At 46.6% G+C, this 19,441-nt stretch carries 13 protein-coding genes; 5 read left to right on the top strand and 8 right to left on the bottom strand.

Features of this window, described 5'->3' with window-relative positions; translation table 11 throughout:
- The first annotated feature begins 95 nt into the window (after nt 1-95).
- Together M0415_RS16430 and M0415_RS16425 are read left to right on the top strand one after the other, a co-directional pair.
- On the top strand, nt 96-1,202 hold the full coding sequence (locus M0415_RS16430; RefSeq protein ID WP_088212129.1) for an AI-2E family transporter: 1,107 nt from the start codon (nt 96-98) through the stop codon (nt 1,200-1,202).
- Between the two features lie 6 nt (nt 1,203-1,208).
- Complete coding sequence (locus tag M0415_RS16425; RefSeq protein WP_088212128.1) at nt 1,209-2,120, top strand: class I SAM-dependent methyltransferase; 912 nt, start codon at nt 1,209-1,211, stop codon at nt 2,118-2,120.
- Between the two features lie 128 nt (nt 2,121-2,248).
- Here the strand turns inward: M0415_RS16425 and M0415_RS16420 are convergent, their stop codons facing one another.
- The 4 genes from M0415_RS16420 to ackA all read right to left on the bottom strand — a co-directional run bounded on the left by M0415_RS16420 (nt 2,249) and on the right by ackA (nt 7,409).
- Complete coding sequence (locus tag M0415_RS16420; protein WP_088212127.1) at nt 2,249-2,473, bottom strand: hypothetical protein; 225 nt, start codon at nt 2,471-2,473, stop codon at nt 2,249-2,251.
- Between the two features lie 550 nt (nt 2,474-3,023).
- A complete protein-coding gene (locus tag M0415_RS16415; RefSeq protein ID WP_088212126.1) occupies nt 3,024-3,458 on the bottom strand; it encodes a hypothetical protein in 435 nt (144 codons plus the stop codon).
- Between the two features lie 472 nt (nt 3,459-3,930).
- Complete coding sequence (pta, locus tag M0415_RS16410; RefSeq protein WP_088212125.1) at nt 3,931-6,084, bottom strand: phosphate acetyltransferase; 2,154 nt, start codon at nt 6,082-6,084, stop codon at nt 3,931-3,933.
- Nucleotides 6,085-6,209: 125 nt separating this feature from the next.
- On the bottom strand, nt 6,210-7,409 hold the full coding sequence (gene ackA / locus M0415_RS16405) for an acetate kinase (RefSeq protein WP_011716599.1): 1,200 nt from the start codon (nt 7,407-7,409) through the stop codon (nt 6,210-6,212).
- A 141-nt stretch (nt 7,410-7,550) separates the two neighbouring features.
- Between ackA and yfbV the strand changes: the two genes are divergently transcribed.
- The gene (gene yfbV, locus M0415_RS16400) at nt 7,551-7,994 is read left to right on the top strand and encodes a terminus macrodomain insulation protein YfbV (protein WP_083757889.1); all 444 of its coding nucleotides are present in this window, start codon (nt 7,551-7,553) and stop codon (nt 7,992-7,994) included.
- 15 nt (nt 7,995-8,009) lie between these two features.
- Here yfbV and pflA read toward each other — a convergent pair whose 3' ends face one another.
- Both pflA and pflB read right to left on the bottom strand, forming a co-directional pair.
- Entirely contained in the window at nt 8,010-8,750 is a 741-nt protein-coding gene (pflA, locus tag M0415_RS16395; RefSeq protein WP_088212124.1) for a pyruvate formate lyase 1-activating protein, read from the bottom strand.
- Between the two features lie 63 nt (nt 8,751-8,813).
- Nucleotides 8,814-11,096: a formate C-acetyltransferase gene (gene pflB, locus M0415_RS16390; protein ID WP_088212123.1), complete on the bottom strand. Its 2,283-nt coding sequence runs from the start codon at nt 11,094-11,096 to the stop codon at nt 8,814-8,816.
- A gap of 1,019 nt (nt 11,097-12,115) precedes the next feature.
- Between pflB and focA the strand changes: the two genes are divergently transcribed.
- Nucleotides 12,116-13,090 carry a formate transporter FocA gene (focA, locus tag M0415_RS16385; RefSeq protein ID WP_011716602.1) on the top strand — a complete coding sequence of 325 codons (975 nt, stop codon included), beginning with the start codon at nt 12,116-12,118 and terminating at the stop codon, nt 13,088-13,090.
- A gap of 269 nt (nt 13,091-13,359) precedes the next feature.
- Complete coding sequence (yfcC, locus tag M0415_RS16380) at nt 13,360-14,928, top strand: putative basic amino acid antiporter YfcC (protein WP_217895745.1); 1,569 nt, start codon at nt 13,360-13,362, stop codon at nt 14,926-14,928.
- A 151-nt stretch (nt 14,929-15,079) separates the two neighbouring features.
- Here the strand turns inward: yfcC and M0415_RS16375 are convergent, their stop codons facing one another.
- Both M0415_RS16375 and M0415_RS16370 read right to left on the bottom strand, forming a co-directional pair.
- A complete protein-coding gene (locus M0415_RS16375; RefSeq protein WP_088212121.1) occupies nt 15,080-17,728 on the bottom strand; it encodes a TonB-dependent receptor plug domain-containing protein in 2,649 nt (882 codons plus the stop codon).
- A 665-nt stretch (nt 17,729-18,393) separates the two neighbouring features.
- Nucleotides 18,394-19,383 (bottom strand): TDT family transporter, encoded by a 990-nt coding sequence (locus M0415_RS16370; RefSeq protein ID WP_088212120.1) that lies wholly within the window; start codon nt 19,381-19,383, stop codon nt 18,394-18,396.
- Nucleotides 19,384-19,441 lie beyond the last annotated feature (58 nt).

Here is a 19,441-nt window from a genome sequence, read left to right as displayed (position 1 = left end):
TGACAATCTAGTTTTATGGCTTAGATGATTGAGTTTGAGACTTTTCTTGGGCTAGCCTAACAACTTTATCTAAGATCAAGAAGGATTTTTACGCCATGACACGTTCCAATACGCCGTCTGCCGCTTACAAAGGTTTTGCCGTCATGGCCTTTGTGGTGATTATTTTGGCAGGGATCAAGGCCGCCAGCCCGATTGTTGTTCCCTTTGTGCTATCCAGTTTTATTGCGGTGATCTGTAATCCGGCGATTGGCTTGATGACCAAATACCGCGTACCTAAATGGCTCGCCGTGATCCTGCTGATGGGGTTTATCGTGTTGATGGGCTTATGGCTCGCCTCTTTGGTAGGTAGCTCCATTAATGAGTTTTCTAAGCAGTTGCCGCAGTATCGCGATCAGCTGGTGGAGCAGTTTTCTTGGGTGCTGCATAAGTTGCAGGCGTTGAATATCCAAATCTCCAAGGAGCAAGTGCTGGCCTATTTCGACCCCGGCATGGCGTTATCTATGACCACCAATATGCTCTCGGGTGTCGGCAATGTGATGGCGAATTTGTTCCTGATCATTCTGACCATCGTCTTCATGTTGTTTGAGGCTCAATCTTTGCCGAAAAAACTGCACTTGGCACTGGACGATCCCGACATGCGTTTGCAGCAGATTGACCGTTTTCTGCAATCGGTGAATCAATATATGGTGATCAAGACCTTAGTCAGTTTAGCGACGGGCTTGATTGTCGGTGTTGGGCTCGCGATTATCGGCGTGGATTACGCTCTGCTTTGGGCGGTTATCGCCTTTTTATTCAACTATATCCCTAATATCGGCTCGATTATCGCGGCCATTCCCGCCGTGTTGTTGGCCTTTATCCAATTAGGTCCCGCAGCGGCGGGCGGAACTGCGCTGCTGTACGTTGGGGCCAACATGGTAATGGGAAACGTGGTTGAGCCTAAATTTATGGGCCGCGGTCTTGGGCTCTCTACCTTAGTGGTTTTTTTATCGTTAATTTTTTGGGGGTGGTTGCTGGGCTCGGTCGGCATGTTGCTGTCGGTTCCCTTAACCATGGTGGTGAAAATCGCCCTCGAATCCAGCAAGAGTGGTAGCTGGTTAGCCATTTTATTATCCGACGATGTGGATGATAAACTGGTAGGCCAATCGACAAGCACCGCTCCGATTTCTGAACCTGTCGATACCCATTCAACAGATAATAAGTAGTAGATAATGCAACGTTTTATAGAAGCACTGGCGACGATAGAGGTCGGGGAAGATGCCACGCGATTATTCCATGGCCGCGGCGGTTATTACCCTGGTTGCGAACATCTTTGTTTAGATTGGTTCGCGCCCGTGTTGTTATTGACTAGTTTTACTCCCCTCGATGCGGCCGAGTTGGCTGAGTGCCAACAGGCGATTACGGCGCGTTGGCAAGTGATACAGCCTAATCGGCCGTTAAACTTGGTGTATCAATACCGCAGCGGTGGCGAAACCTTTAGCCAAGTATTGGCGGGTGAGGTGCCCGATCCCCATGTTGTCACCGAAAACGGCGCCCAGTTTCAGGTGCATTTATTGCGGGGACAAAACCACGGTTTGTTCCTCGATATGGCTAATGGCCGTGAATGGGTCAGAGCCCATGCTCGCCATAAGAAAGTGCTGAATTTGTTTGCTTATACCTGTGGTTTCTCGGTGGCAGCGCTACAGGGCGGCGCCGATGAAGTAGTGAATATGGACATGAGTAAAGGGGCGTTAGCCATAGGTAAGCAGAACCATCTGCTGAATGGCTTTAGTGCGGGGGCACGCTTCTTAGGGCACGATATTTTTAAGTCATGGGGTAAGTTACGCAAGTTAGGACCCTATGACATAGTGGTTGCCGATCCGCCGAGTAATCAAAAGGGCAGTTTTGTGGCGACTAAAGATTACGTGCGTTTGATCAGGCATTTACCCGAGTTGTTAGCCGAGAATGCTGAAGTGCTACTCTGTTTAAATGCGCCTGAACTCGATACTCAGTTTTTACGCCAGCAGGTTGAAGACGCCGCGCCTGCGCTCGAATACCTTGAGCGCTTAGCCAATCCCGCCACCTTTGTTGATGTCTCTGAGGAGAAATCATTAAAGGTGCTGCGTTACCGCTTAAAGGCGTAAGCACTTTTGTCATAAAATGCGGTCATAAAAGCCATCATAAAACGCCATCATAAGACCGAAAGAGGCTTTATGATGGCGCTTCATGATGTAGCTTCGCGCCTTATCCCATCTTCACTCATACGAGCCTGTTAATAGCTTAACCGCTCTGAGAGTTGTGATTGTCCATGATGTTCAATGGCGAGACTGACATTGTGTGGATCTAAGTGCTTAAGCGCAGAAATTTCAGCATAGAGCTTATCCTGCACATCGAGCGGGATATTCATTTGCTCCATAAACATATGGATCCCCAAGATATCGCCGTGGCTGAATAAGGTGGTGAGTTTTGCGGCTTCAAACTCAATGATGGCATTCATATCGACCTCCTACTCGCATCATTACTTAATTGATAGCAGTTTGTGCCCGTCTTCCTAGATTCTTTGTTTGTAAGCCCGCGCCCTTTAGTGCATTAGGCTATATCAACTGAAAGTCTTTCATTTTTAGATACGGTTTGGCGGCTTTTTTAGCGTTAAAAACCGTTTTTACCTTTTGCATCGAAACAAAACTGAAAGTTTTCTGTAATTATTGATCTGGCTTTGGTATACTCTGCACCACGGAAATTCCCTTTCCTCATGGGCAAAATGTCAGCATAGAACGGCATGCCTTTGCGACCTTACAAAATCGAGCAGGAGTTGTTATGGAAGTTCATGAATACGAAAACGCTTACTACCAAGTTAAAGACGACGTAATGACGTCTTTACCTGCACAGAGCGAAGAAGAAGCGGTCTAAGTCCTGTAAGCCTAAGGTTTACAGTGCGAATTCTGAGTCTGAAGTAACAAATACAAGCACAAAAAAATCGCAACCCTAGGGTTGCGATTTTTTTTATCTGATTTTGGATATCAAACGGAAAGGGAGTAATAAACCGATTAACCATTCACCTTACGTTTTTCAGGCATGATCTCAACGATAATCCACTTGCCGTTAATCTTATGCAGCCGCAGCGTTCTGTCATCAATCCAAGGCTGTCCACCCTTTAAGCCCTTCATCTTAACGACCACCATGACGTCTTTGGTGAACTTGCGGAAAAAGTCGATATCAATATCATCAATTTCCATTTCGACATTGGTCATCGACAGGCCGAGCATATTGCGCTGCACCGCGGCGGCAATGTAATAGTGGGTTAGGACTTCTTTGAGTGGAGCATCGACATATAACTTGGCCTTCTCCACATCGCGGTCAACATAAATGGCGCTAAAAAAGCCGAGACTCACCTCTTCGGGAGTGAGCACGTGCTGCTCTTTGTCTCCAGCATCACCACAACCAAACAAAAACAGGAATGAAAGAAAAAATAAGGTTCTCATGGCTTTTCGTTATAGGAATTTGTCATGAGTATCGCGATTTTAGCGGCTATGTTCAAGTTTTGTAATAATGGCGGTCACTGCCGAAAATGACTTGACTCGGATCGGCCGCCTGTGGCATATCTGAAAGGATGACTTCATTAGGTTATCCACAGAATCTGTGGAAAACCATGTTGAAGACTAGAGGGATAATTTTTAAGTAGCTGATTATATATGCTTTTAATTGCTGGTTAAAAAGTGACGCTTTTCAATGATGCCGTTCTCCAGCCATTTCCTTGTGGATATTTTCTTAGATTTTCCCAGTCTATTCACAGCGTGTGAATTCCCCCAAACAGCATTTTTATGGCCTTTTGAGGATATTTTAAGCGTTTAATGCTGTCCGCTTTTTGTGAGCCTTTCTATTCGGAAATAAAAAAGCACTGAACAGGTCAGTGCTTTTTTGATGATGCTTTTTGTGTAGCTTTAGCAGCCTACATTAGGCTTTGCTAGCATCGTTTTGTGACGCTTGGATAGCCGTCAGTGCGATAGTGTAGACAATATCGTCCACTAAGGCGCCGCGGGATAAGTCGTTCACAGGCTTACGCATGCCTTGCAGCATGGGGCCAATACTGATGAGGTCAGCACTACGCTGTACTGCTTTGTAGGTGGTGTTACCCGTGTTGAGATCTGGGAACACAAATACAGTCGCTTGGCCCGCAACAGGGCTGTTAGGCGCCTTAGAGCGAGCCACGTTTGGCATCACGGCCGCGTCGTATTGCAGTGGACCGTCGATTACTAGATCAGGACGTTTTTCTTTCGCGATACGGGTCGCTTCACGTACTTTATCCACATCCGAACCAGTACCTGAGTTACCTGTTGAGTAGCTGATCATCGCCACTCTTGGTTCGATACCGAAGGCCTTGGCAGATTCTGCCGATTGAATGGCGATATCGGCCAGTTGTTCGGCGTTTGGATCGGGGTTAATCGCGCAGTCACCGTAAACCAGCACTTGGTCTGGCATCAACATAAAGAAGATGGAAGAAACAAGGCTAGAACCCGGTGCAGTTTTGATCAACTGCAGCGGCGGACGAATCGTATTGGCCGTGGTGTTTACCGCGCCAGAGACGATACCATCGACTTCGTTTTGCGCCAGCATCATAGTGCCGAGCACCATGTTGTCTTCTAACTGCTCTTTGGCAACGACTTCAGTCAAGCCTTTGCTGCGACGCAGATCGAGCATCGGCTCAACATAGCGGTCGCGTACTTCATCGGGGTCGACAATCACAACGCCTTCACCCAGAACAACGTCTTGCTGTGCTGCAATACGTTGAATTTCATCTTTTTTACCTAACAGTACGCAACGCGCTATACCCCGTTCGGCACAAATCGCGGCGGCCTTGATGGTACGAGGCTCATCACCCTCTGGCAGCACCACGGTTTTGTGGGCGGCGCGCGCAAGTTCGGTGAGCTTATAACGGAACGCGGGAGGTGATAAGCGATGTTCCCTTGGAGAGTTTTTGGTCACGCTTTCAATCCAGCTCTGATCGATATGGCTGGCGACGTATTCTTGGACTAAATCGATACGTACCGCATCATCCACTGGCACTTCGTGGTCGAAGCGTTGGATATTTAATGAAGTCTGCCAAGTGTTGGTATCGATGAGGAATACCGGTAAACCTGTCTCGAAGGCCTGTTCACACAGTTTCAGAATTTCAGGCTCTGGCTCGTAGCTACCCGTCAGTAGCAGGGCACCAATCTTCACGCCATTCATGGCGGCAAGGCACGCTGACACTATCACATCGGAGCGATCGCCTGAAGTCACTAGCAGTGAATCTGTCTTAATGTGGTTGACCATATTGGGCAAGCTGCGGGCGCAGAAGGTGACTTTACGTAGGCGGCGGGTGTTCATCTCGCCGGCATTGAGAATGCGGGCACGTAGATGTTTCGCGAGATCCGATGCGCGAGGTGCAACCAAATCGAGGTTGTAAGGCACGCTACCTAAGATGCGCAGTGGGCTCTTACCTGGCATTTGGAACATGATGGACGCATCAGAGCGTTGTACGCCTTGATGATCGAACACTTCCGATAAGTCTGGGCGCGCGCGACCTTCATCGTCCACTGGCGCGCCAATCTTGTTGATCACGGCACCAATAAGACGTTTGTTGTTTTTGCCGCCCCAGGAGTTGTAGGCAATTTCGAGGCGGTTCATCAGGCCGGTTGGCGTGTCGCTGCCGGGAGTGGCAATGAAAATCACGTCCGCGTCCATTGCCTTGGCGATAGCGTAGTTAACGTCATCGGCAAAGGGATGGTTGCGGGTAGGTACCAGACCTTCAACAATCAGGGTTTCGGTGTTGCTGGCGCATTCCGCGGCGCGGGCAATGATTTGCTCCATCAGCACATCAGTTTGGTCAGCGCGGATCAGTGCTTCGGCATGGGCCATATCGAAGGGCTCTAATGGATTGACCGTGGGCGATTTGCTTAAAATCGTGGTAGAGCGCTCTGGGCCATTATCATTAGGACGTAGCTGGGAAATGGGTTTAAAGAATTGGACTTTTACCCCGTGGCGCTCTAATGCACGCACCATACCTAGGCTTAAGGAGGTCAGGCCAACTCCTGTGCCTATGGGGATTAACATAATATTTCGAGACATAAAAACCTCTAAGTTCGATGGTTTTTGGCAGAGTGAGTCGTCTCTGCAGCTTTGCTTGTGTTTATTTAGCTGTAGGTCGCTAATAACAAAGCCGTTTGGCAGAGCAAACGGCTTGGATCATCTTATTATTTAGTAATGAGTTTAATCGAATCTTCGGCGATAACCCACTCTTCGTTGGTCGGGATGACCATGGCAACAGTACTGTTGTCTGTGGTGATGATGCCTTTCTTGCCGAAGCGGGCCGCTTTGTTACGCTCGCTATCCACATGGAAATTGAAGATTTGCAGCATGTTGAGCACTTTCTCACGGATGATGTCAGAGTTTTCGCCGATACCACCGGTAAAGACCACTGCATCTAAACGACCGAGCGGCACAGTGTAAGACGCGATATATTTCGCCAGACGGTAGCAGAAGATTTCCAGTGCTAAGGTCGCGCCTTTGTGACCATCTGCATAACCTTCTTCGATGCCACGGCAATCGTTGGTCAGCTCAGAAATCCCGAGCAAACCACTTTGCTTGTTCATCAGGTTGTTGACTTCTTCCAGTGTGTAACCCAGTTGGTGCACTAAGTGGTAGATAATTGATGGGTCGAGATCGCCACAGCGAGTGCCCATGACTAAGCCTTCAAGCGGCGTCAGTCCCATTGAGGTATCAACACTCTTACCGCCTTTAACCGCCGTCACAGAGGCACCGTTACCTAAGTGCGCGCAGATCACATTGGTTTCTTCTAAAGGTTTGTTCAACACTTTAGCGGCTTCACGGCTGACAAACAGGTGGCTAGTGCCGTGCATACCATAGCGGCGGATACCGTGCTCACGGTACAGCTTGTATGGTAGAGCGTAGATGTACGCGCGCTCAGGCATGCTTTGATGGAATGCAGTATCGAATACCGCCACTTGTGGCAGTTTAGGGAAAGAGGCAATGGCCGCGCGAATACCGATAAGGTGGGCTGGGTTATGCAGTGGCGCCAGTGAAGAACATTCTTCAATACCTTTGATCACATGCTCATCAATAATTACAGAGCGGGTGAACTTCTCACCGCCGTGTACGATTCGGTGACCCACGGCTTGAATCTGCGCGGCTAATTCAGGTTGACCAGCAAGGATTTTATTGACGATAAATTCAACGGCTTCGCGGTGAGCGGTAAATGCACCTAAAGAGGACTCATGCTTTTCACCGTTGATTTTCCATTTAATGCGTGAGTCTTCTAAGCCAAAACACTCGGCTAGGCCAGAGATCTGATCGTCACCTGTTTGCGCGTCAATGACGGCAAATTTGAGTGAAGAGCTACCGCAATTGAGTACTAAAACCAGTTTATTAGACATGTGTAAACCTTTTGCCATTGTGTTTAAGTTAACGATTCAAAATCTTGGGAACGCTTGCGTAATTTGCCATCACAGTCTTGGGGCGCAGTGCCAGATTGTGCTATGGTAAAAGCAGTGTTCCTCTGTTGTAGGTGTCTAGAATTGAGTATCAATATTCTCAAAACCTTAGGTGACGGTCGTCGTTATATGAAGACGTGGCCTATGGTTAGACAACTGGGTTTGTATTTTCCTGAGTATCGGGTGGTACGCGCCACTCAGCTTGCCATTCTGGTGATGCCAGTGCTGGCGATTTTGGCGAGTGTGAGTCAGATTTATACCTATGGTTGGGCGTTTTTACCCCAAGCCCTCACTATCGCGTTGTTCTTTATTAGCCTGCCGTTGCAGGGCTTATTGTGGTTAGGCTGGCGTGCGCGCCATCCTTTACCTTTATCGCTGTTCGACTGGAGTAATCAGTTGAGTGCGAAATTATCTGCCATGGGCATTCATTGCCAATCCTTGGGCGCTAAGGCGTGTTACCTCGATATGGCGCTCATTTTAAAAATAGCCTTTGAGCGCTTAGATGCCAGTTATTGGGAGGAGCTTTAAGCCTCCCTTGGCGTCTTAATACACCGCATTAATCCCCTGTGAGCTAAACACAGCTTTAATTTTTTCCATGGTGTCGCGACTCGGTGGTGCGACGCCATCGAGTTGATAACTTTCTCCCATCGCTTCCCACTTGTGTTTACCCAGCTCGTGGTAGGGCAGGAGTTCAACTTTTTCAATATTCTTCATGGGCTTGATAAATTCGGCCAGCTGTAATGCCGAAGCTTCATCGTCGGTAAATCCACCCACGACCACATAACGTATCCAGGTAGGCTGATTGCGTTTGGCGAGATACTCGGCAAATTGCAACGTTCTGTGGTTACTGACCTTAGTCAGTTCAATGTGTTTATCGTCATTCATTTGTTTGATATCGAGCAACACCAGATCGGTATTATCGAGTAGCTCATCAATCACTGGCGTGTACTTACGCACAAAGCCGTTGGTATCTAAACAGGTATGAATGCCTTCTTTCTTACAGGCTTTAAAGAGTTCGGCGACAAACTCCGCCTGTAATATGGCTTCGCCACCGCTGGCAGTCACACCGCCGTTGCTGGCATCGAGGAAGGGGCGGTAGCTAACGATTTGGCTCATTAACTCGTCGACCTGTACTTCTTTGCCACCATCAAGATCCCAAGTATCACGGTTATGACAATACTGACAGCGCATTAAACAGCCCTGCATAAAGGTGATAAACCGTATGCCTGGACCATCCACTGTGCCAAAGGATTCCACTGAGTGGATCCGACCGGTAACTGCCATTGTGACTCCTGTTGAAATAAGTGAGGCTGTAGCACATTGTACTACAGCCTTACCTAATTTAGCTTACAGACCTTTTGTGAAAGTACGTGTGATCACGTCTTGCTGCTGCTCTGGGGTCAAAGAGTTAAAGCGCACTGCGTAACCCGATACCCGGATGGTCAGTTGCGGATACTTGTCAGGGTTAACGACCGCATCCTCAAGCATTTCACGGTTCATCACGTTAACGTTCAAGTGTTGACCGCCTTCGTGTCCTTCGTTGTGGGCGAAATATCCGTCCATCAACGCCGCCAGGTTAGTACGTCGACCGTCTTCATCTTTACCTAAGGCATTAGGCACGATGGAGAAGGTGTAAGAGATACCGTCCTGTGCGTGGGCAAAAGGCAGTTTTGCCACTGAGGTTAACGAGGCAATCGCGCCTTTCTCATCACGGCCGTGCATTGGGTTTGCACCCGGTGCAAATGGCGCACCTGAACGGCGACCGTCTGGCGTGTTACCGGTTTTCTTACCATAAACCACGTTAGAGGTAATGGTCAGAATTGACTGAGTTGGGATAGCGTTGCGGTACATTTTACGGTCGCGGATCTTCGACATAAAACGTTCCACTAAGTCACAGGCGATATCGTCGACGCGTGGGTCATTGTTACCAAATTTTGGATAATCACCGCTGATCTCAAAGTCGACGGCAATGCCTTTTTCATCACGCACAGGTTTAACTTGAGCGTACTTGATGGCAGACAGTGAGTCGGCTGCGATAGAAAGCCCTGCGATACCACAAGCCATAGTACGACGTACGTCTCTGTCGTGCAGCGCCATTAGCGCAGCTTCGTAGGAGTACTTGTCGTGCATGTAGTGAATAGAGTTCAGCGCAGTGACATATTGCGTCGCTAACCAATCCATCAGGCCGTCTAAACGATTCATCACGTCATCGAAGTTCAACACTTCGTCGGTGATGGGGTCGGCTTTTGGGGCGATTTGGATTTTCAGTTTTTCGTCAACACCGCCGTTAATCGCATACAACATGGTTTTTGCCAAGTTTGCACGGGCGCCGAAAAACTGCATGTGTTTACCCACAACCATTGGGCTCACGCAGCAAGCGATAGCGTAATCGTCAGATTGGAAATCTGGGCGCATTAAGTCATCGTTTTCGTACTGGATAGAGCTGGTGTCGATAGACACTTTCGCGCAGTACTTTTTAAAGCCTACAGGTAGTTTGTCAGACCAGAGCACAGTGATGTTTGGCTCTGGGCTTGGGCCCATAGTGTATAAGGTGTTTAAGAAACGGAAGCTGGATTTGGTTACCAGTGTACGGCCATCTAAGCCCATACCGCCGATTGATTCAGTTGCCCAAATTGGATCGCCTGAGAATAACTCATCGTATTCTGGGGTACGTAGGAAGCGCACCATACGCAGTTTCATCACGAAATGGTCAATCATTTCTTGAGCTTGTTGCTCAGTGATGATGCCGTTTTTCAGATCGCGCTCGATGTAGATGTCGAGGAAAGATGAGGTACGGCCTAAAGACATTGCCGCGCCGTTTTGGCTCTTCACAGCGGCTAAGTAGCCAAAATATGTCCATTGAATCGCTTCTTTGGCGTTAGCGGCTGGGCGAGAAATATCGAAACCGTATTTAGCCGCCATGGTCTTCATTTGACCTAGAGCGCGGTGCTGCTCGGCAATTTCTTCACGCAGTTGGATAACGTTAGATAAATCTTCGCCGGCTTCGAACTGCGCTTGCAGTGAGCTGAACTGGGCAAATTTATCTTTCATTAAGAAGTCGATACCGTAGAGCGCTACGCGGCGATAGTCACCGATAATACGGCCACGACCATAGGCATCGGGTAAACCGGTTAATACGCCGGATTTACGGCACGCCATGATTTCTGGGGTGTAGACGTCGAATACGCCTTGGTTGTGGGTTTTACGCAGTTCTGAGTAGATGTATTTTACATCGGCGTCGAGTTCGCGGTTGTAAGCGGCACATGAGCCTTCAACCATGCGAATACCACCGTTAGGTAACATAGCGCGCTTGAGCGGCGCATCAGTTTGTAAACCAACGATAGTTTCTAAATCTTTATTGATATAACCCGCGTCATGGGAAGTGATGGTAGAGACCATCTTAGTATCGAAATCAACTGGCGCGTGGGTGCGGTTTTCTTGCTTGATGCCTTCCATCACTTTGTCCCACAACTGGGTTGTGGCTTCGGTGGCACCGGCTAGGAATGACTCGTCACCTTCATAGGGAGCATAGTTTTGTTGAATAAAGTCACGTACATTGACTTCAGATTTCCAATCGCCAGGGGTAAAACCTTCCCATGCGTTGGCAAACAGTTCAGTTTTGTCGGTCATCGTACTAATACCTTTTGGTTGAGATAAAGGTCATTGGCGCTCATGGGGCAAACCATGTTGAGTATAGGCCAATCGCTATTTCCTGATTAAAGCTCCCTTCAAGATGACGCCCTATGATGGGAACTGGAACTTGGGGATATTTATCGCGCCAAGTGTCTGTCTATTGATACCCGATAAGATGACAAATATTCGTTTAACTTGGATTATCGGTTATCGATAACTCTTTTATAAATTGGTAAGACCAATTATCCATGAGCATATTAGCATAGCTCTTATACTCGCGCATCTTAAACGGGCGAGTTTGTGCCCGGTTAATCGCAAATTTGCTAGCAAGGTAGCATTTTTTTAGCACAATAAGGTTTAAAGCACGCTTTTGCTGGCCCATTAGCAGCCAATGTCATCGCTTATTTGATTGACTGTCGCGCTTTTAACCGACGAAAGCTATCACCGTATCGATTGATTTTAATTGTTTACGATTTAGGCGGTCTTTGGCCTGATAATACAGTCGTCGCAAAAGGCTTGTTTATACGGGATGCTAGGCGGTGGTAGGGTATTTGACGGAAAATAAGTCAGTATGAAATCGTTTGGTTTGAGGGGATAGGAAACATGATTGTTTCTCCTCAAATTAATGCAGGGCGAACAGTGGCGTCGTCAACAAGCCGTCATCTTGATTATAGAAACTCACCTTTTGTAAGGTTAAATCTGCTTCATCTTGCCTAAAAATGATCTTGAAAAGCAGCATGGCAAATTGGCTAAAGGTGATTTAAATTGGTATGACCAATTAACCTTTTGTGTTTATGGCTTCAAAATTTTTACATTTTACCTGTGAATAACATCACGCTTTGGCAAACTCTGCTTCACGGCTAATGCGAATTGTATGTTACAAAGCGTGACTTTAGTGAGTCATCATTTAAGCAAGTCTTAATGTAAATGTTGATTGGTTTGATCTGCGCTTGGGCGCTGTAGGAGAGACCTATGTTGCAAGTTCGCGTTTGTTTATCGGCTTTGGGAGTACAGTTATGAAAGACTCACACGCTAACGCTCCACAAACATCCTCGACTGGCCATGAGCCAATACAGGTTTCTTCGCATTTTAGCTGTTATCACCAAGCCGAAATTTACGGCAAAAGCAAAGTGGTTAAGGCGCCTTGGCAATCCTTTGGTTTAGCGGTATTTGCTGGCGCTTTTATTGCCTTAGCCTTTGTGTTTTATCTGACTGTCACCACGGGTGCGGGTGATAGCGCTTGGGGCTTAGTGCGCCTCGTGGGCGGGATTGCCTTCAGCTTAGGCTTAATTTTGGTGGTAATTTGTGGTGGCGAGCTCTTTACGAGCTCGGTGCTGAGCAGCGTTGCATGGGCGCAAAAGCAGGTGACCACCAGTGAATTGCTCAAATGCTGGAGCCGCGTGTATATCGGCAACTTTGTCGGCGCCATGTTAATGGTTGGCTTGATCATGGCGGCGGGTTTATATGAACTCGATGGCGGCAACTGGGGCTTAAATGCGTTAAAAGTGTCGCAACATAAGCTACACCATACTTGGGTACAGGCATTTAGCTTAGGTATTTTATGTAACATGTTGGTGTGTCTGGGTATTTGGATGACCTTCGCCAGCCGCGAATCCCTAACTAAAGCGATTTTACTGATCCTCCCGGTAGCCATGTTTGTCAGCAGTGGCTTTGAACACAGTATCGCAAACCTGTTTATGGTGCCGCTTGGGATCACTATTCAGTCGGTCGCTAGCCCTGAGTTTTTTGCATCCCTAGGCGTGACCCAAGAACAATTTGCCGATTTAACCGTGGCAAACTTCGTATTCAATAACTTAATTCCCGTGACCTTAGGAAACATTGTCGGCGGCGGTGTGATCGTTGGCCTCGGTTATTGGTGGATTGAGCAGGGCCAAATTGCCTTACCCGATCCGCAAAAATCCCATCAACCGCACTTTTTTGCATCGCCCTTACATACCGAAAAGGCGAAAAATAGCCAAGAAAGTAAGTAAGAGAGTTAGTCACTAAGCGAGTCAGTCGCTTAGATTTGGGATAACAGCTCCTTGAGTGATTGTTTGCCTTAGGCTTATAAAAAATGCCCAGTGTTACTGGGCATTTTTGTGCTGCATTCGCAGTAACACGCTTTTTATGCAGATTAGCTGTTTGTGATAGATGTAAGCATTTTGCGTATTCATGTAAGCGAATGAAGATTTTATGTACTGATTTACAGCGCTTTAGTTTATAGTGCGGCCTTTTCCGTTTGACATAAAATGGCGCATCTATGACGACTCCACCCTCGACGACTCAGCCAACAGAAGCAGCTCAGACTGCTATGGCCCCATCCGTTTCACATACTCCCTCAGCCTTTCAAATGCCCGATACCTTAGTGATCATCTTTTTTGTGGCATTACTTGCGGGATTAATGACTTACTTTATCCCCATTGGCTCGTTTCAAACCCAAGAGGTGCATTATCTGGCCGATGGCGTCGATAAAGCGCGGACTGTCGTCGACCCTAATTCTTTTGCCTATCAATTGGATGATGCGGGCGAGCCTAAGTTACAACCCGTGGCACTGTTTAAAGGCGAGGGCGGCGTTGGCTTTTTTAACTTCGCTTTTGAGGGCCTGACATCGGGGTCTAAATGGGGCAGCGCGATTGGCGTTATCATGTTTATGCTAGTGATTGGCGGCTCTTTTGGGGTCGTAATGGCCACAGGCACCATAGATAACGGCATCTTAAAGTTAATCGATAAAACCCGTGGCAATGAAAAGCTATTCATTCCGGTGATATTTACGCTGTTTTCCTTAGGCGGCGCCGTGTTTGGCATGGGAGAAGAGGCCATTGCCTTTGCCATTATCATCTGCCCACTCATGATCCGTTTAGGGTATGACGGTATCACTACTGTGATGGTGACCTATGTGGCGACCCAAATTGGTTTTGCCAGTTCTTGGATGAATCCCTTCAGTGTGGCTATTGCGCAGGGCATTGCAGGGATCCCGGTTCTTTCAGGCAGCGAGTTTCGTTTCCCCATGTGGCTTGGATTCACATTGCTTGGCATCGTTTTTACCATGCGTTACGCCCATCGTATTCAGCAGCAACCCAGTCTCTCCCATAGTTATCAGTCCGATGCTTATTTCCGTGAGCACCATGCCAATACTCAGCTCGAGAGCCGCTTTAATCTTGGGGATGTGTTGGTGCTGTTGTTGTTAGTGTTAACTATGGTGTGGGTGATTTGGGGCGTTGTGGCAAAGGCGTGGTTTATCCCTGAGATCGCTAGTCAGTTTTTTACCATGGGCATAGTTGCCGGCGTCATTGGCTGCGTTTTTAAGCTCAATGGCTTAACGCTTAACAAGGTGGCGCAGAGTTTTAAAGATGGCGCTAAAACCATGCTAGAGCCAGCACTTTTAGTGGGATGCGCCTCGGGGATTTTACTACTCCTTGGCGGTGGAACACCGACTGAACCGAGTGTGCTTAATTCGATTCTTAATAGCGCAGGCGGGGTGATAGGCCATCTGCCGGATGCGCTCTCGGCGTGGTTTATGTTGTTATTTCAATCCGTATTCAACTTTTTTGTGACCTCAGGATCAGGGCAGGCCGCACTGACTATGCCACTGATGGCACCTCTCTCTGATATCGTCGGTGTGACGCGCCAAGTGGCGGTATTGGCCTTTCAGCTTGGCGACGGGCTCACCAATATCATAGTGCCCACCTCAGCGTCTTTAATGGCGACCCTTGGTGTATGCCGCGTCGATTGGGGCAACTGGTTGAAATTTGTCTGGCGTTTTATGTTGCTGCTGATGTTGGTCTCAAGTGTGCTGGTGATTGGCGCGCACTATCTTGGCTTTAACTAGCTGCGAGGATTTAGCTAGGCGCTAGGGGCCACCTAAAGCAGCGGGTAAATAGGCGCTCAGGGTTAACTCAGTTAATTGGTTAAACAGGAGATAAAAAACGGCATCCGAGGATGCCGTTTTTGTTGTGGTTTTCTATCTTCCTATAGGGAGATTAGAATTTCACTTTGTATCCTGCAAACACGACACGACCTAAGATATTATGAGTATCAGTATCGTATCCAGGGTAACCTAAGCTGTAGTTAACCGTTGGCATTGCATCAAACAAGTTGCGAGCACCTACAGTGACTTTACCATAGCTGTCGAAGTCATAGTTCAGGGTGAGGTCCCATGTAGTGAACGATGAGAAGTCTTGCTTGTTTGTGCCAACTTCTTGTTGCTGTGGAGTTTCACCATCATAAGAGTCAATGTACTTAGCAATCAAAGATGCAGAGAAGTCATCGATGGCGTAGCTAAATGTTGTGTTGAAACGTAATGCTGGATAACCCTTAGTACCTAACACATCATAACGTTTAGCAATCGGGCTTGCTTGTTCTGTGTATTCAAGCGCATAAGTTCCTTCAACGGCAAACTTAAATGCACCAAATTCAGCAAAATCGAAGTTTGATGTGAATGACACGTCAAGACCTGAGGTTTGTACGCCATCCATGTTGATGTTACCAGCGCCAATTTCATCGATGGTGCCGTCAGCTTTACGTTTAACGTAGATGTAGTTAGGGTCATAAGCACCTAAACCACCAATTGCTTCTAAATCAACGATAGTTTGTGCATCGATATAGCTTACTTGGTCAGTGATTTCGATGTTGTAGTAGTCAACAACTAAGTCAATGTTTTCAGTAATATTCCATACGGCACCGAAAGAGTATTGAGCAGATTTCTCTGGGTCTAGGTCTTTATTACCTGAACTCTTACGTAGGTACTGGTTATCTTCACAAGCTGGATTGTCTTTTTGATCTGCAGGCAGACTTTGGCACAGAGTGGTGTCTGTGATTCTGTCGTAACTAGTCGCAGGTTTGCCTAACAGGTCATCCAGTGATGGAGCTCTAAAACCTTGACCGTAAGATGCTCGTAACACTAAGTTATCTAAGGCTTCGTAACGGACGTTAACTGAGCTAGAAAGCTGGCCAACATCAGGCAAGCTATATTGGTCGTAACGGCTAGCGAGTTTCACATTTAGGTGATCTAAAACTGGTAGTTCTAATTCAACGAATGCTGCTTTGTAGCTTCTATCACCAGCAGAATCACCACCGTAAGTTCCTAATACATTACCAGCTGCTTGTTGAGCATCACGGGTATCTTTGTATTCGATTTTTTGGTATTCCATACCCACAGCGTAACCTAAGTCACCACCTGGTAAGGAGATAGGAGCCAGTGCGGCCCATGATAATCCTGTACCAGTAGTGTTAGATGTTGCTTTACGAGTCGCTGTATGCAAGAAAGTATCTAAAGTTTCTTGGGTCGCATTACCACCCTCAACAAATGGGTTGTATAGACCTTTATCAACCGCTTCTTGTAACTTATCTTCGAATACGTAAGAGTCTGTTTCAATGTTTACGATTTGATCTGAGTATTGTACATACCAGCTCAGAGAGCCTGCATCTAACTCAAGGTTTAGACCTGTGACAATGTCTACAACGTTTGAGTCGAATTCAGTCTTACGATCAGCTACGCCCTTCAAGCGATGATAAGCTTGAACTTCTGAAGCATTCGCTGTGCCGAATGTTGGGTTTAATGGATTATCTGCCGCCATGTATAGGTTAGGAGTCCACAGCGCGGTAGAAGACGTGATGGATTTATCACGCATTACGATAGCTTGACCAAACCACTCTAATTCATCAGTAATACGATAAGTCATATTAGAGAATACAGAGTCTTTTGTTTGATCTGGCAAATAGTCTGTACCATCAAACTGGTTAAAACCACAAGCTGAACCGTCTTTGGTGGTTACAATGCGATCGGCTGGACAATCTTTACCTGGAACCTGTAAGCCAGTGTAGACTGGGGTGCCGAAGGTACCATCTGCGTCTTTCACTGGGCGAGATTCAACTGGACGATATGTGCCTTCTGGTGCATATAAGCCACTACGGCCGTATTTCTTGTCCCAGTTCGCGGTTAAATGAGGACGTTGACCGCCTTGCAGTGGATCAAATTGCTTATGCTCGATGATCACTAAGCTGCTGCTTTTATCACTGGTATTACCGAAAGTGACAGAAGCTGACTTTTCGTCTCTTCCACCTTGAGTAGGGCTACCAAATTTGGCATCGAATGCTAAACCGTCAAAAGTCTTCTTAAGGATGATGTTGATTACACCACCGATAGCATCTGAACCATAAATTGCTGATGCACCGTCACGTAAAATTTCAATACGCTCGATTGCATCCATTGGAATTAAATTGAGGTTAGTAGCATCACCACCAAAGGTTGCAGATGGCGCAATACGGCGACCGTTGATTAAGGTTAACGTACGGTTCGAACCTAAACCACGCATACCTGAACTGGCATGGTTACTGGCAGAGCTACCTGCATCACTAATAAAACTACCAGCAGTGTTAAATGGCATTTGTGCTAAAACAGCAGAAACATCACTTAAACCTGTTTTGGCAATATCTTCGGCCGATAAAACAGTAACAGGTAACGCTGATTCCATATCAGTTCTTTGAATACGGGAACCTGTTACTTCAATACGTTCTACCTTAGCGTTATCCTCTGCAGCATAAACAACAGTACTAGATAAAGCTGCTGTTGTGGCACCACCAATTAACGCAAAGCGAACCGCTTTGGCTAATGTCGAATTAGCGCGCATATCATTCTCCCTTAACACTTGTTATTTGTTTAATTGTTATTTTAATTAAATACGGAACGTTTTAAGAAATAGAGCCCTATTTAATTAGGCTCAAGATATAACCACAAGAAAATAACAAGTGCAACAGTGTAAATTTGCGTAAGTTGCAATGCCTAGCTATTAATTGTTAATTAAATGTTTTTTGTTGGTTTTATTTGTGAGTGTGTTAGCGGTTTTTAGAAGTTTAAAACCAATTTTGGCAATAAAATCAGCATTAAATTTGAATATATATTAATAAATTGTTCTTATTTTGTAAAAATTGAAAGTTTTTGTAAGAATAAAATAATCATACTTTTTTTGTATATTTAGATTTTTATTTAACCTCGGTGTTTATACGGTTTTGAATACTGTATTTTTATTGGTGCCGTATTAAAAATAGCTTAAATCAGTAGATGCTGTACGGTTATTGACTAGTTGTTGAATATCTTTTATTCAGTGGATTTTAAGTATTCTGTGTTTTTAATTTAAGCTAACTATTTTATGGGGATTTTTTAGCAAAATGCACTTAACTAGACAAAAGAAGTGAATTTAAATTCACTTCTTTTGTCATGCAAATATTTTATGACATGAGATTTGAATGTGTTATAGACACCCGATGCTAAGCGTTTTTAATACTTATGAGTAGGTTAAGCTGTAGTGGTGTTATCTATTATGTGAGCAGGATTAGGTAGATAATGAGTTAAATACCTGAGTGCGACATAACAAACGACTATGGTTGCAACACCGAGTTCGAAGTCCGCAAGTAACCTTACCCAGTGGGTGAGGTCGCTCATTTGACGATATTGCGCGAGCCAGTGGGCGGTTTTAAACAGTGCCGTCGCGCCGATCACCATGGGAAAGGTGAAAGCGGCATAGCCTGGGCTAAAGGGCAATTTGAGCAGATGGAAAAAAGCGAGATAAATCACTGCTGTCATCAATACTGCAATACTGGCCAATACGGCGACCAAGGCAATCGAAGGCTGCTCGCACACAGTTAAGTAGCCTGCTAAGGATAGACTGGCTGGCGCGGCGAGGATGGCAATGGTGGGTTTAGCCGCATCGGGCACTGCCTGACAGAAGATTAATCGGTAGAGCATCAATGGCAGCATGACTAAATATGCGAGCATGCCGAAGGCTAGGATCAAGTTCACTAACCATGGCGCGCCATTACTGGGGAAGGATACTGCCGCCACTATGATGCCAATGGGTGGCACAAACCAGCTAGGCACCATATGTTCGAGCTTGAAGTCGATAGCGCGGTAATAGATAAAGGCACCTAAAAAGATGACATGGATAACAATGGCCCCTAGCCACAGAGTTAAGCCAGCATGGGGAAAATAATGGCCGAGTAGGTTCGAGACCACCATTACCGCCATGGCGAATGTTGGGATCACGCTACCAACAACCGGATGGCTGAGTTCGTTCTTCAGCACTGAGGGATGCAGAACAAATTTCGCAGCAAGCAGCATGAGTAAGACTGAGGCTATGACAGCCCCTGTCAGTTGGCCCCACCCATTGAGTGAGGGCATCACACTCTCCCAGGTCCAACCTAAGCTTGCAATCGCGAGGGCGAGTCCGCCCATGGGGCTGGGTAATTTTGCTGCCCGTGCTGTCCAGCGTTTACGTTTTGAAGTCATGTTTGTTACCTCTCAACACTGACATTAATTCGACGTGTTTGTCTGTTAATGTCAGTGT

The organism is Shewanella sp. 10B (assembly GCF_023475885.1).
Taxonomy (GTDB): Bacteria; Pseudomonadota; Gammaproteobacteria; order Enterobacterales; family Shewanellaceae; genus Shewanella; species Shewanella mangrovisoli.
The sequence above is the reverse complement of the archived record's forward strand: the minus strand, read 5'-3'. Positions and strand labels throughout refer to the sequence as shown.